The following is a 12714-nucleotide window of genomic DNA, read 5'->3' on the forward strand; positions in this document are numbered from 1 at the left end:
CGGGGCGCGCGTGTCAGAAGGTGGCGGTGTCGTCGACCTTCTTCGGCAGCGTGAACAGCGTGACGACGCTGACCACGATGAGCATGATCGCGGCGACCCAGATGAATGTCGCGAGCGCGAGGCCGGGGATCAGGATCATCACGATGCCGGCGATGATCGCGATGACCCCGGAGAGGACCAGCAGCCACCGCGGTGTGTGCAGTGAACCGGCGACGGCGTGCGAGAGGTCGGCGACGCCCTGGAAGATCCAGCCGACACCGATGAAGATCGCCAGGAAGACGAGTGATTCCTCGGGATTGAACAGCGCGATGATGCCGGCGGCCAGAATCAGCACGCCGATCAATCCGAGCACGAAACGCCAGCCGCCCGACAACAGCGACGACGCAAAGGCCGTGTAGATCCGGAAGAGTCCGGCGACGATCAGGGAGATACCGAAGAGAATGGCGATCACGACGAGGGTGGCTCCCGGCCACACGAGCGCGATGATGCCCAAAACGATTCCGACGATGGAGGTCACGATCATCGTCGAACGAACCATGCCCACCAGTTCATTCGGGATCTGCTTTGCGTAATCTGCAATTGTCATGGACGAAGATTAGTACGTCCCGGAGGGTTCGACACCGGATTGTCCCTCCGAACAGAAGGGAAATTCGTGTCGCAATTCGCTTTCTTCGAACACGAATCCGCAGCACCTGATTCGTCCGCCCCGACGTCCGGGCATCGTTTTGTGCCGACGGTCTTCGCGCAGAGCCTGTGGGCGGAGGGCACGCTGAACGGCCCCGCGGTGTGCGCACTCGCCGCCAGGTCCGCGGAATCGGATTTCCTGATCAGCGGATTCCGCCCTGCCCGATTCACCATCGACCTGTTCAAGGTGGCCCGCGACGTCCCGACCGCCACCCGTGGCCGCCTCGTCCGCGACGGCGGACGGATCAAGGTCGCCGAGGTCGACGTCGTGCAGGGCGACGGCGACGCGGAGGTGCTGGTGGCACGCAGCACGACCGTTTTCGTCAAGGAGAGCGCAAACCCGCCGGGCGAGCGATGGACCCGGACCGACGAGGAGATCGAGTTCCGCCCACCGGTGTCCGACGTCGACCCGGAGAACCATTTCCCCTGGTACGGCGCACCGGACGGGGACGGCGGCATCGCCTGGTCGCAGGACATGAAGAGCCATCAGGACGGACGTCGCAAGTGGCTCTGGACGCGGGCGGTGTCCACGGTCGTCGGCGAGGTGCCGACCCCGTTCCAGCGGGCGGCGATCAGCGGTGAATCGACCAGCCTGGTGTGCAATTGGGGCAGCGCAGGGATCGCGTTCATCAACTGCGATCTCACCGTCGCGCTGACCCGTCTGCCTGTCGGACAGCGCATCGGCGTGGAGGCGGCATCTCACCTCGAGGTCGACGGGATCTCGACGAGCACCACGAATCTCTATGACAGCAACGGCCAGTTCGGGGTCGGAATCGTCACCGGTGTCGACAACTCGGCCGCCACCATCGACTTCACCACCATCGACACCACGCAGAAATACACCGAGGCGTGAGTGGACCACGTCACACCTCGACGACCCTCAGGTCTTGATAAGGTCTCGCCCATGACGCGGCGCACAGCACGGTGGCGAACGGCCCTGGCAGTCTCAGCACTCGCCACGACACTCACCGCCGGGTTGGCGGCAACCCCACATGCCGACGCCTATCCGGTGGCCGCCGCCAACGGATCCATCGTGGCACGTCTCACCGGGCCGGGCTCGATCAACGACACCATCGGCAGATACAACATCGTCGGCACCGACCTCGGGGTCATGTGGGACAACGGCCGCGGCGAGATCATGACCGCCTTCGGCGACACCCAGTCCTTCAACGGATGGTCGTTGCTCTACGGCCAGCTCTGGTACTGGCGCTCCAACGTGCTGCTCCGCAGCACCGACCGCTACCTGGCCGACGGCATGACGTTCACCGGCCACGCGGGCCGGCCCGGACATGCCAAACGCCTCCTCAAGCCGGATCTGCGACGCGAGATCACGATCATCCCGACCGCCGGTGTCGCCGCCAACGGCAAGCAGTACATGAACGTGATGTCGGTGAAGCACTGGGGACAGCCCGGCATCTGGTACACCAACTGGTCCGGGCTGGTCAGCTCCACCGACAACGGGCAGAACTGGAAGGCGCTCAACGCGTTCCGACCCAACGGTGGCGGCAACCACAAGTTCCAGATGAGCGCCTATCTCAAGGTGGGCGACACCGTCTACACCTACGGCACCCCGGACGGGCGTTGGGGCGCTGTCTATCTCGCGCGCGTGAATGCCAAGGACATCGAGCACCTCGGCAAATACGAGTACTTCTCCTGGGGTCGCTGGGCCCGCAACAATCCGGACGCGGCCACCCCGATCATGTCTGCACCGTCGGGTGAGTTGTCGGTCGCCTGGAACGACTACCTCGGCAAATACATCTCGTTGGCGCAGAAGGACACCGGTGTGGTGCTGCGCACCGCCGACAATCCGTGGGGTCCGTGGACCTCCGGGGAGCTCGTCGTCCCGGCCAACAACCCGTACTCCGGCTACGCGCCGTACATCCACCCGTGGTCGAAGGGCAACACGCTCTACTTCACCTATTCCATCTCGGCGGGCTATCAGGTCTACCTGATGCGGCTGCCGCTGCGGCGTTCCTGAGCGCAGCGATACCGAGAACCCGCCCGCCCGGGCCGGGCACCCGGCGGGCGGAGGATTCCGTCGCGCCGAGCACCCGACCACTGATCTACCGGATGGACATCACTTCGCGAGCAGCGCGTTCATCTCGTCGATCTCGGCCTGCTGAGCGGCCTTGATCCGCGCGGCGAGTTCCCGTGACCGGGCGTCGATACCGCGGTCCAGTTCGTCGTCGGCCATCGCCACCGCGCCCTCGTGGTGGCGGATCATCCCCTCGAGCCACAGCGTGTCGAAAGCCGTTCCGCGGGCAGCGGTCAACGCCGACATCTCGTCCTCGGTCATCATGCCCGCCATCGCGTGCCCGCCATGCGGCCCACCGTCGTCCGCCGGCACACCCCACGCGGTGAGACGCGCGGCCATCTCGTCGATCTCGGGTTGCTGGGCGTTCTCGATGCGATCGGCGAGTTCGCGGACCGCCGGTGTGTCGGTCCGTTCGCCGACGAGAGCGGCCATCGCGAGCGCCTGCTCATGATGCGGGATCATCATCTGGTTGAACTTGATGTCGGCGTCATTGTGCGACGCCGACTGCGCTGCCGGTGAACTCGCCGTGGACGCCTGGATGGTCGATGACGAGGCGCTCGCCGAATCGGTCGCCGGCTCATCGCTCGTGGAGCACCCGGTGATCACGGCCGCCGCCACGATCGCCGAACACACGAGGGTCGGACGTTTGATTGCTGGTGTCATTGCTGGAAATTCCTCTGCAGGAGTGCTGAATCCGCCCGGCACCGGATCATGGGTGCGGGCAGGCGGAACTGACGGCGGTCCGGACCCGGGGGGGGGATCCGGTATCGCCCATCAGCAGCGGATCACCTGCAATTGCAGATGCGACGGCATCGCCCAGGGAGGTGGACGGCCTGCGCGGAGGTTCAGGCGGGCGCGCACCGACTGCAACAGTGGTGGAACGGGGAATCCCCACCAGAGAAGCAGGAGCACCGGCACGAAGACGTCGGGCTCGCCGGCCCGGACGAACACGCACGCGTGCTGGTGCGCCCCGCAGTCGCCCGCCGCACCCATCGTCTCGTCGGCGAGCGACTGCGCCGACGAGATCGTCGTTGAATACCCGTGTGATGCCCCAGAATCGTAGTGACCGAGCGCCGCATCGTCGGAGACACAGTGCGCGACCACCGAATGCATCAGCAGGATCGCGAACGCGATGCCCAGCAACAGTCCGGTTCGGGCGGGCCCGCGGGTCAGCCGCTGCGGCGGCAGACGACGGCGGGCATACGACACGATGCGAGCCTACCGGCCGACCTCGACCGCCCCGTCGGCGTCTTCGGTCCGGCCGGTCGCCTCGGAGGACTCCTGTGCCTCCTGCTCCCGGCGTTCGCGACGCGGGATCACCCAGCGCCGGTCGATGACATTCGCGACCACGATGACAAAGGCCGCGAGCGCCCACCCGAGCAGGATGTCGAAGACGTAGTGCTCGGCGGTGTAGACCAGGGTGAAGGCCATCGCGATGGCATAGCCCATGAACAGAGTTCGACCCAGCGCTTTCACCCGTGGCCACATGAACAGCGCGAGCAACATGGTCAGCCCGGCGTGCAGGGAGGGGATGGCGGCGACCAGATTGGCCTTACCCTGCCCGACCTCCACCAGCGTCGACGCGGCATGGATGTTGAGGAAGTTCCAGCCACGGGCGGAGATCCGCTCGACGTACGGAGCGGCGTCGGGGTTGGTGGGCGTGACCTCGCCGAGGATTCCGCCGCCCGGGACCGCACCCTCGTTCTCCATGCACTGCGGTTCGCGGGGGTGGTCGACGACCTGCTCGGCGGTGCACCGGGCGGCCGCCCACGGCGGCGCCGCCGGCACCAGGGTGTAGCCGATCAGGGCGAGGAACGTGGTCGCGACGAAGCACGCCGCGTAGCGCCGCCAGGCGGATCGGTCGCGCAGCCACAGGACCGCCGCCGCAGCATACGGAACGATGAAGTACGACATGTAGATGACGCTGGTGACGACCTCCCACCAGGGCGGCGACGCCTCCTTCAGGTGCTCCTGCAGCCACACCGTCGGATTGACACCGAACATCCAGTCATCGACGTCGACCGCCAGATGCCACTGGGTGGGCATGTCGACGATGCGTGCGACGTCGCGGGTCCAGTCATAGAGCAACAGGATCAACGCGAACGGCAGCCAGTCGATTATCACGCTGATCGCGCGACGACGGCCGATGGTCGCGGCCAACATACCCAGACACAGCAGGACGATCAGTCGGGTGCGGTCGAAGGCGAGGCCGTAGACCACGATCTCGTACACCACGAAGGCCGCCCATGCGGCGATCGCGATGCGCCGGACCATGGTCAGGTCGCGGCGGTTCTCCGGTTCGGGCTCCATCTCGGCGGCGGCGCCGATGTCGTCCAGAAAGGGTTCGACCCCGGCGGGTTCGGTGCCGGCGGGTTCGGTGCCGGTTGAATCGCTGTCCGAGGTCTGTGCGCTCGCGGCGTCGTCGGGAGAGCGCTTCGACTCGGATCTCGCGCGGGAACCGGCAGGTTCGTCCGGCAGTGGCACCTCGACCGCGTCGTCAACGCTCACCCGTGAATCCTGCCAACCCACACCCGCGACGGGGCACCCAGCACGTTTACCTTCCGTCAGCCTAGTGATCATCCGGCGTTCGGGGATCGGTAAACCCCGGCGCGCCCCGTGCCCACACCGATTTCCACCTAGGATGGTGATCGGTATCACAGCGCGTGACGCCCCGGGCGAGCGCGACGAACGTCAGAGGAGTGCCGTGCCCGACCGTTATCTCCGCTACGGCGACCAGCGCTACATCATCACGAAGGAAGCCGAGGCGCGGCTGAACCGCGCACTCGACTCGGTGTACGCCGCGGGTAGCCGGGGCCATGAGTGGCTGAGTCTCTACGGGAGCACCGAGGCGCCGTGCCGCCTGCTCATCGCGACCGGGGTGCCGATCACCATCGAGACGGTGCCGGGCGTCGATGACTGAGTCCGGCCACTATCGTTGACCCATGCGCATCGGAGCACATCTGCGTGAGGACACCGATCCTCTGGCCACCGCGAACGAACTCGGCATCGACGTCTTCCAGATGTTCGTCACCGATCCGCAGGGCTGGAAGAAGCCGGCTCCCCGGCCGGATGCCGAGGCCATCCGCGATTCGCAGTTCGACGTGGTCGTGCACTCGAGCTACCAGATCAATGTCGCGAGCCTGAACAACCGGCTGCGCATGCCGTCGCGCAAAGCCGTCGAACAACAGGCGACCGCGGCCGCCGAGCTCGGCGCCTTCGGCCTGGTCGTGCATGGTGGTCATCTCCGCGACGGCGAGGACGCGAAAGAGGGATTCGCCAACTGGCGCAAGCTCTTCGATCGCCAGGTCGACAAGGGCGGGTTCGGGGTGCCGATCCTGATCGAGAACACCGCGGGCGGTGACCACGCGATGGCCCGCACGCTGGAGGCGATCGACCGGCTCTGGGAATCGGTCGGCGACTTCGAGCAAGCCGGTTTCTGTCTGGACACGTGCCACGCCTGGGCCGGCGGCGAGGATCTCGTCGGCCTGGTCGAACGGGTCAAGGGCATCACCGGGCGCATCGACCTGGTGCACCTCAACAACTCCCGCGACGAGTTCGACTCCGGCCGCGACCGCCACGCGAACCTGGCCGACGGCCACATCGACCCCGCGGTCCTCGCCGAGGTGGCGAAGGCGGCCGACGCCCCGGTGATCCTCGAGACGCCCGCCGACGGGATTCCCGCGGACCTGTCGTATCTCCGCGACGCCCTGTAGTCGGCGGCGCCCTGCAGTGGGGCCGGCACGCTGCTATCGCTCTTGTCCGATTTGCCGGGATCACGCCGGCCGCCACCCTGCTTGCAAGAGTTAGCGCAGATCACAGCACCGTTGAGTTGATGGGCGCGCGGCTTCGGGGTAATCTGGAGGTTACCGGCGAGTAACTTATGCTTCGTGCCGAACGACTCGTAGCCCACACAGACCAGTCAGAGAAGGAACTCCCATGGGCCATTACAAGAGCAACATCCGTGACCTGCACTTCAACCTCTTCGAGATGTACAACCTCGACAAGGTTCTCGAAGAGGGCGACTTCGGCGATCTCGACCACGAGACCGCCGTCGACATGCTCCGCGAGGTCAAGGCCCTTGCCGAGGGACCGATCGCCGAGTCGTTCGCCGACGCCGATCGCAATCCCCCGGTCTTCGATCCGGAGACGCACAGCGTCACCATCCCCGAGGGCTTCACGAAGTCCTACAACGCGCTCGTCGAGGGCGGCTGGGACAAGATCGGCGTGGACGAGGCACTGGGCGGCCTGCCGGCTCCGCGTTCGCTCTACTGGGCGATCGGCGAGATGATCCTGGGCGCCAACCCGCCGGTGTTCATGTACGCCGCGGGCTCGGGCTTCGCCAACATCTTCTTCGACAACGGCACCGACGAGCAGAAGAAGTGGGCCGCCATCTGCTCCGAACGTGGCTGGGGCGCAACGATGGTGCTGACCGAGCCGGACGCCGGCTCCGACGTCGGCGCCGCACGCACCAAGGCCGTCAAGCAGGAGGACGGCACCTGGCACATCGACGGTGTGAAGCGATTCATCACCTCCGCCGACCAGGACATGACCGAGAACATCTTCCACCTGGTGCTCGCCCGCCCCGAGGGCGCGAAGCCGGGCACCAAGGGTCTGTCGCTGTTCTTCGTACCGAAGTTCCACTTCGACCACGAGACCGGCGAATTGGGCGAGCGCAACGGCGTTTTCGTGACCAACGTCGAGCACAAGATGGGCATCAAGGCGTCGGCCACCTGTGAGCTGTCCTTCGGCCAGCACGGCACCCCGGCCGTCGGCTGGCTCGTCGGCGAGGTGCACGACGGCATCGCGCAGATGTTCGACGTCATCGAGCACGCGCGGATGATGGTGGGCACCAAGGCCATCTCGACGTTGTCGACCGGCTACCTCAATGCTCTCGAGTACGCCAAGGAGCGTGTCCAGGGCGCCGATCTGACCCAGATGACCGACAAGGCCGCTCCGCGCGTGACCATCACGCATCACCCGGATGTGCGTCGTTCGCTGATGACCCAGAAGGCCTACGCCGAGGGTCTGCGTGCCATCTACCTCTACACCGCGTCGCACCAGGACGAGGTCGCCGCGAAGATCGTCTCCGGCGCAGATGCCGAACTGGCCCACAAGGTCAACGATCTCCTGCTGCCGATCGTCAAGGGTGTCGGTTCCGAGCGCGCCTACGGCGTCCTCGGCCACGAGTCGCTGCAGACGCTCGGCGGATCCGGCTTCCTGCAGGACTACCCGCTCGAGCAGTACATCCGTGACTCGAAGATCGACTCGCTCTACGAGGGCACCACGGCCATCCAGGCGCAGGACTTCTTCTTCCGCAAGATCATCCGCGACAAGGGACAGGCGCTCGCGCACGTCTCGGGGCAGATCCAGAGCTTCCTCGACTCCGAGGCCGGCAACGGACGCCTCAAGGCCGAACGTCAGCTGCTCAAGACCGCCCTCGAGGACGTGCAGGGCATGGCGGCCACCCTCACCGGCTACCTGATGAACGCCCAGGAGAACCCGTCCGAGCTCTACAAGGTGGGCCTCGGGTCGGTGCGCTTCCTGCTCTCGGTGGGCGACCTGCTCATCGGCTGGCTGCTGCTGCGTCAGGCCGAAGTCGCCCTGGCCGCCCTGGACGCCGGCGCGAGCGCCGACGACAAGGCGTTCTACGAGGGGAAGGTCGCGGTCGCGAGCTTCTTCGCGAAGAACATGCTGCCGCTGCTGACCGCCGTCCGCGGCACCGTCGACAACGTCGACAACGACCTCATGGAGGTCGACGAAGCGGCCTTCTGAGCCACCTTCGCTCAACCAAGAATCACCGCGAACTCCCACTTACACACCATGATTCGGGTGTAAGTGGGAGTTTTCGTGTCAGAGCATCTCCAGCCGCACACCGAGCGCGCGATAGATCGATTCGGCACGACGATCGAGACTGAGCAGTACGAGCCCGGCATCGGCTGCGGCAGCACCGACCAGGCCGTCATAGACGGCACCGCCGGAGATACCCAGGGCTGCGAAGCGCTCGATCGCCCGCCTGCTGCCCTCGGGAGTCAGATGACACTCATGCGGGAAGTTCGCAGAAATGAGTCGAGCGGCGGCGGCAGCCGTCAACCGCTGCGGCGGCGGCAACCGGGTGAGGACCGAGTACATCTCGTATTTCGCGTGTCCGCTGAGCCCCAGACGACGACCCCTCGTCGCTGCGCGCACTTTGTCGTGGCCTTCGTGACCGGGGCGCACGAGGCCGATGGCTGCGCTGGTGTCGAGCACGAGCGCCTCTACGCGGCCAACTGATTCAGCGCTGGTCACCGAGGCGTAGTTCCCGGATGTCGTCGGTGGAGAATTCCGGACCGCCCGCCGGAAGCAGCAGCAGGCCGTCGACCTCATCGAGTTCGTGGCCCGCGATCGGCTCGAGAACCAGCGCGCTCCCCGATACGGTGACCTCCACCTCGCCCGGCACCAAACCGACGCGATCGCGCAATTCCTTGGGCACGACCAGTCGGCCGGAACGATCGATGGTGGTTCGCATGGCACCTAAGATACCATTCTGATGGCACTTCCGTACCCCTGCTGCTGATCGGAGCGGATCCATGGATGTACATCGCGAGATCGCCGAGCTCGCGCGCAAGATGCACGCCATCCCAGAGCGGGACGACAGCGGCATCGACCGGGTGATGGAGACGATCACCTTCGGGTCCGTGGAGCACGTACCGGGCGCGCGCTGGGCCAGTGTGTTGCTGATCGACAAGAAGAAGTCCTTCGACACCGTCGCGCCCACGGACCCGGTTATGGTCACCCTCGATCAACTGCAGAAGCAGACGGGACAGGGGCCGTGTGTGGATGCGGCCTGGGATCAGTCGGTGGTGCACGTCGACGACATCGCCGCCGACCCGCGATGGCCCGAGCTGTCCGCACGCACCATCGCGGAGACGCCGGCACGATCGAGCCTGTCCTTCCAACTGTTCAACCATCGGGGCGCCATGGGCGCCCTCAACCTGTTCTCCGATGAGATCGGCGCGTTCGACTCGGAGTCCGTGGAGATCGGCCTCGTCTTCGCGACACATGCCGCCATCGCGGTGTTCCGGACCCGACAGCAGAGCGACTTCCAGAGCGCTCTGGCGACCCGCGATGTCATCGGTCAGGCCAAGGGCATGATCATGGAGCGCTTCAAGGTCGACGCGGTGCAGTCCTTCGAGATGCTCCGACAGCTGTCGCAGGAGAGCAACACACCGCTCGCCGACGTCGCTCGTCGGATCATCGAGGCGGGGTGAACCCGGGACCCCGCTGACCGCCCGACACAACAGTAACTCCCACAACAGAACTCCCACGCGTCCCCGGTGTACGGGTACGCGTGGGAGTTCGGTGGTCGTCGGGTCGGGTGCTACTTCGGTGGCATCCGGATGCCGCCGTCGACGCGGATGACCTCCGCGTTCATGTACGAGTTGGTGATCAGCTCGACGACCATCGAGGCGAGTTCGTCCGGTGCGCCGAGGCGCTTCGGGAACAGCACGGACTCGCCGAGCTTCGCCTTGAACGCCTCCGAGGCCTCACCTTCGCCGTAGATCGGCGTATCGATGAGGCCGGGCGCGATGGTGTTGACGCGCACGCCGACGGCGGCGAGGTCGCGGGCGACCGGCAGGGTCATGCCGACGACACCACCCTTCGACGACGAGTACGACGCCTGGCCGATCTGGCCGTCGAACGCGGCCACGCTGGCCATGTTCACGATGGCGCCGCGCTCACCCGATGCGAGCGGCTCGTTGCGGCCCATCGCGGTGGCGGCCAGACGCACCGCGTCGAAGGTGCCGATCAGGTTGATCGCGATGACCTTCTTGTACGCGTCGAGATCGTGGGCGGAGGCGAACTCCCCGTCCTTGCCGATGGTGCGCTGCGCCCAGCCGATGCCGGCCGAGTTCACCAGCGCACGCAGCGGGCCGAGTTCGGTCGCCGCGTTGACGGCCGCCTCGATCTGCGCGGTGTCGGTGACGTCGACCGGCACGAAGATGCCGCCGACCTCCTTGGCCAGCTCCTCACCCTTGTCGGCCTGCAGGTCGGCGACGACGACCTTGGCCCCCTTGGCCGCCAGCTGGCGAACCGACGCCGCACCGATACCGGATGCACCGCCCGTGACAATTGCACTTGCTCCATTGATATCCACGTTGCGGAGCCTATCGAGCGTTCTATCGCCCGGTCCAGTACCCCCATGCCTCAGACACAGCTCACCTTGGGCTCCGGGTCGTACTTCACCGTGCGCGTGTGCCGGCGCAGTTCGGCGCCGGTGCGTGAGTCGGTGATCACCCTGGTGTTCGACGTCGTGAAGCCGCGACTGCCGCTCGACGCGATGCAGTTGTCGCCCTTCGGCAACTTCAGCGACGGGGGGTCGGTGTACGCGCTGCGCTCACCGGTGATCGACTCCACCTCGACGGTCTTGGTGCTCCACATCCGCACGGTCACATCCGACGGCGACCAACTCGTCTCGATGTAGACGCCGTGCGAGGTGTTGTTGCGGAACACCAGATCGATGGCGCCCTCGAACACGGTCGCCTCACGCGCCTCCGGATAGCGGGAGATGTAGTAGCTGTGCTCGGTGTGGTCGACGTCCTCGAGGCCGGCGAAGTAGGCGGCGTTGTAGAGGGTCGTCGCGAACTGTGAGATGCCGCCGCCGACCGCCTTGTCGGCGTGACCGTGATCGATGATCGTCGACGTCACGTAACCCTGTGCACTACCGCGCGGGCCGGTGTGGGTGTTGAGCGAGAACGTCTTACCCGGCAGCACCAGCGCGCCGTCGACCTCGGCGGCGGCCAGTCGGATGTTCTCCCCCGATGCGCTGCTGAATCCCGACGTGGTGAACTCGCTGACCACCTCGCGGACGCCGAGTTTGCGCGCGGCCGCCGTGTCGAGCCGCGGCTTGACGGGTGCGTAGGCCACCTCGACGACCCGGGTATCGGACGTGTCGGCCCCGGTGGCGACGGCCGTCGTGGTGGCGAACGTCTTCTCCCAGTCGACGCGGGAGCCCTCGCGGGACGGCACCACCTGCGGGCTGCCGCTGCGCAGCGAGAACGTGGCGTCGACGGGTTTGGTCTCGGTGCGGACCAGGCGCGGACCGAGCACCGCGACGCCGCGCTTGGGATCGATCACGGGCTGCAGCCCGCCGTGCCCGTCCGGGCCGAAGGTGAGCATCGAGCCGAGCTGCGCGGGCTCGACGCGAATCGTGGTGTTGCGCGCGCCGCGCACGGTCAGCGGTCCGGCCACCGCGCGGGTCGCGGCGCCGGACACGGTATGGCGCACAACGTCTTCGGAGACACTCGGCGAGAAGTCCTCGAGCGGGAGGTCGACGGGTTTGGCGTACAGCCATTGTCGGGAGAGGGTGACGGCCGCGTCGTCGCGGGCCACGCGTTCCCCCGCTGCGGGCAGGTCGGCCACCGGCGTCGCCCCGTCGTAGTGGACACCGCCCTCGACGGCGGCCTTCTCCAGGGTCTTGCGCTGTTCGTCGAGCGTGGCGTCGAGGGCCGCGCGGTCGACGCTCACCGCGGGGTCGACCGTGCGGGAGACACCGAGCAGGCCGAGCACGCGGGCAAGGGGATTGCGAGGCTGTTCCATCAGGCGGTCGAGTGTCGCCTCGGCGTCGAAACTCACCCCGGCCGCATCCGGGGGCACGGTCACGGTCCCCGTCTCGGTCCGCAGCGCGACACGTCGGGTCGCGCGGTCGGAGAGTTCGTCGATCACCGCCTGCGCCTCGGCGCGGTCGAGATGCCCGGCAGGGATGCCGGCCACCACGGCGCCGCGGGCCGTCGTGCCCTCGGTGACGATCAGATCGGCCGCGAGCGCGATACCGGCGAGGGCGAACAGTCCGACCAGGACGCGCGCCACCGCACGTGCGGCCGGGAAAGAGTTCACGAGGACAACCATAGGTAAACGGTGGTGGGGATGCGCTGCGGGAGACCGCAGATGAGAGGCGCCCCATAAAAGTAGGCGCCCCGACCGAGCTGCCGGGTCGGGGGTCTGGCAGCTCAGTCGGA

General features: G+C 66.7%; 14 protein-coding genes. 6 read left to right on the forward strand and 8 right to left on the reverse strand.

Annotated features, from left to right (window positions below; all coding sequences use genetic code 11):
* Window positions 1-13: 13 nt before the first annotated feature.
* Complete coding sequence (locus D7316_RS14345) at window positions 14-586, reverse strand: HdeD family acid-resistance protein (RefSeq protein ID WP_124708844.1); 573 nt, start codon at window positions 584-586, stop codon at window positions 14-16.
* A gap of 66 nt (window positions 587-652) precedes the next feature.
* Here D7316_RS14345 and D7316_RS14350 point away from each other — a divergent pair, with 66 nt between their 5' ends.
* The gene (locus D7316_RS14350; protein WP_124708845.1) at window positions 653-1537 is read left to right on the forward strand and encodes an acyl-CoA thioesterase domain-containing protein; all 885 of its coding nucleotides are present in this window, start codon (window positions 653-655) and stop codon (window positions 1535-1537) included.
* 51 nt (window positions 1538-1588) lie between these two features.
* A complete protein-coding gene (locus D7316_RS14355; RefSeq protein ID WP_124708846.1) occupies window positions 1589-2662 on the forward strand; it encodes a DUF4185 domain-containing protein in 1074 nt (357 codons plus the stop codon).
* 99 nt (window positions 2663-2761) lie between these two features.
* Here D7316_RS14355 and D7316_RS14360 read toward each other — a convergent pair whose 3' ends face one another.
* From D7316_RS14360 to D7316_RS14370, 3 genes are all read right to left on the reverse strand, one after another.
* The gene (locus D7316_RS14360; protein WP_124708847.1) at window positions 2762-3382 is read right to left on the reverse strand and encodes a DUF305 domain-containing protein; all 621 of its coding nucleotides are present in this window, start codon (window positions 3380-3382) and stop codon (window positions 2762-2764) included.
* A 111-nt stretch (window positions 3383-3493) separates the two neighbouring features.
* The gene (locus D7316_RS14365; RefSeq protein WP_124708848.1) at window positions 3494-3928 is read right to left on the reverse strand and encodes a hypothetical protein; all 435 of its coding nucleotides are present in this window, start codon (window positions 3926-3928) and stop codon (window positions 3494-3496) included.
* Between the two features lie 9 nt (window positions 3929-3937).
* Window positions 3938-5227 carry a phosphatase PAP2 family protein gene (locus D7316_RS14370; protein ID WP_124708849.1) on the reverse strand — a complete coding sequence of 430 codons (1290 nt, stop codon included), beginning with the start codon at window positions 5225-5227 and terminating at the stop codon, window positions 3938-3940.
* Window positions 5228-5423: 196 nt separating this feature from the next.
* On the opposite strand from D7316_RS14370, the gene D7316_RS14375 reads away from it, so the two are divergent.
* The 3 genes from D7316_RS14375 to D7316_RS14385 all read left to right on the forward strand — a co-directional run bounded on the left by D7316_RS14375 (window position 5424) and on the right by D7316_RS14385 (window position 8491).
* A complete protein-coding gene (locus D7316_RS14375) occupies window positions 5424-5639 on the forward strand; it encodes a hypothetical protein (RefSeq protein ID WP_124708850.1) in 216 nt (71 codons plus the stop codon).
* A gap of 22 nt (window positions 5640-5661) precedes the next feature.
* Window positions 5662-6432, forward strand: a complete 771-nt coding sequence (locus D7316_RS14380; RefSeq protein WP_124708851.1) for a deoxyribonuclease IV — start codon at window positions 5662-5664, stop codon at window positions 6430-6432.
* Window positions 6433-6655: 223 nt separating this feature from the next.
* Window positions 6656-8491 (forward strand): acyl-CoA dehydrogenase, encoded by a 1836-nt coding sequence (locus tag D7316_RS14385; RefSeq protein ID WP_124708852.1) that lies wholly within the window; start codon window positions 6656-6658, stop codon window positions 8489-8491.
* Between the two features lie 78 nt (window positions 8492-8569).
* On the opposite strand, the gene D7316_RS14390 is transcribed toward D7316_RS14385, so the two are convergent.
* Together D7316_RS14390 and D7316_RS14395 are read right to left on the reverse strand one after the other, a co-directional pair.
* On the reverse strand, window positions 8570-8965 hold the full coding sequence (locus D7316_RS14390; protein ID WP_197718241.1) for a type II toxin-antitoxin system VapC family toxin: 396 nt from the start codon (window positions 8963-8965) through the stop codon (window positions 8570-8572).
* A 25-nt stretch (window positions 8966-8990) separates the two neighbouring features.
* A complete protein-coding gene (locus tag D7316_RS14395) occupies window positions 8991-9224 on the reverse strand; it encodes an AbrB/MazE/SpoVT family DNA-binding domain-containing protein (RefSeq protein ID WP_124708854.1) in 234 nt (77 codons plus the stop codon).
* Window positions 9225-9285: 61 nt separating this feature from the next.
* Here D7316_RS14395 and D7316_RS14400 point away from each other — a divergent pair, with 61 nt between their 5' ends.
* Window positions 9286-9966 (forward strand): GAF and ANTAR domain-containing protein, encoded by a 681-nt coding sequence (locus D7316_RS14400; RefSeq protein ID WP_124708855.1) that lies wholly within the window; start codon window positions 9286-9288, stop codon window positions 9964-9966.
* 110 nt (window positions 9967-10076) lie between these two features.
* Here the strand turns inward: D7316_RS14400 and D7316_RS14405 are convergent, their stop codons facing one another.
* Entirely contained in the window at window positions 10077-10853 is a 777-nt protein-coding gene (locus D7316_RS14405) for an SDR family NAD(P)-dependent oxidoreductase (RefSeq protein WP_124708856.1), read from the reverse strand.
* 50 nt (window positions 10854-10903) lie between these two features.
* Complete coding sequence (locus tag D7316_RS14410) at window positions 10904-12604, reverse strand: VanW family protein (protein ID WP_197718242.1); 1701 nt, start codon at window positions 12602-12604, stop codon at window positions 10904-10906.
* Between the last annotated feature and the right edge of the window lie 110 nt (window positions 12605-12714).

The sequence above is a fragment of the Gordonia insulae genome, assembly GCF_003855095.1.
GTDB lineage: Bacteria > Actinomycetota > Actinomycetes > Mycobacteriales > Mycobacteriaceae > Gordonia > Gordonia insulae.

Excerpts from the sequence above, each read along its gene's own strand:
- D7316_RS14345 (WP_124708844.1), bottom strand. The coding sequence starts at position 586 with ATGACAATTGCAGATTACGCAAAGCAGATCCCGAATGAACTGGTGGGC.
- D7316_RS14355 (WP_124708846.1), top strand. The coding sequence starts at position 1,589 with ATGACGCGGCGCACAGCACGGTGGCGAACGGCCCTGGCAGTCTCAGCA.
- D7316_RS14360 (WP_124708847.1), bottom strand. The coding sequence starts at position 3,382 with ATGACACCAGCAATCAAACGTCCGACCCTCGTGTGTTCGGCGATCGTG.
- D7316_RS14380 (WP_124708851.1), top strand. The coding sequence starts at position 5,662 with ATGCGCATCGGAGCACATCTGCGTGAGGACACCGATCCTCTGGCCACC.
- D7316_RS14385 (WP_124708852.1), top strand. The coding sequence starts at position 6,656 with ATGGGCCATTACAAGAGCAACATCCGTGACCTGCACTTCAACCTCTTC.
- D7316_RS14395 (WP_124708854.1), bottom strand. The coding sequence starts at position 9,224 with ATGCGAACCACCATCGATCGTTCCGGCCGACTGGTCGTGCCCAAGGAA.
- D7316_RS14400 (WP_124708855.1), top strand. The coding sequence starts at position 9,286 with ATGGATGTACATCGCGAGATCGCCGAGCTCGCGCGCAAGATGCACGCC.
- D7316_RS14410 (WP_197718242.1), bottom strand. The coding sequence starts at position 12,604 with ATGGTTGTCCTCGTGAACTCTTTCCCGGCCGCACGTGCGGTGGCGCGC.